Origin of the sequence: Paraburkholderia sp. Ac-20347 (genome assembly GCF_017104805.1) — a bacterium.
GTDB classification, from domain to species: Bacteria; Pseudomonadota; Gammaproteobacteria; order Burkholderiales; family Burkholderiaceae; genus Paraburkholderia; species Paraburkholderia tropica.
Genome location: NZ_JAAGPN010000642.1, coordinates 1 through 425 on the forward strand (window position 1 = coordinate 1; position 425 = coordinate 425).

Annotated in this window: 1 protein-coding gene; it reads left to right on the top strand. The window is 73.4% G+C overall.

The annotated features are described in order from the left end of the window. A partial coding sequence (locus tag G3N97_RS39180) for a cobalamin biosynthesis protein (RefSeq protein ID WP_205998050.1) occupies positions 1–425 on the top strand: 425 nt, incomplete at both ends.

Genomic DNA, 425 nt, shown 5'->3' on the forward strand with positions numbered 1-425 from the left:
TCGCCGCCCGTGCTGATCGCCCTGCTGCTGTGCGCGCTGCTGCCCTGGCCGCTCGCCTGGGCGCTGCATGTCGCGCTGCTGTGGTTCGCGCTCGGCGCGCGCAGCCTCGAAGAACACATTGCGCCCATCGCCCGCGCGCTCGCGCAGCGCGATCTGGCCGCCGCGCGCGAGCTGACCGCGCGCATCGTCTCGCGCGACACCGCCCAAGCCGACGCCACCGCGCTCTCGCGCGCGGCCTGCGAATCGGCGCTCGAAAACGGCAACGACGCGATCTTCGGCGCGCTGTTCTGGTTCGCGCTCGCGGGCGGACCGGGCGCGCTGGCGTTCCGGCTCGCCAACACGCTCGACGCGATGTGGGGTTACCGCACGCCGCGTTTCCTGCGCTTCGGCTGGGCCGCCGCGCGCATCGACGACGTGCTGAACTT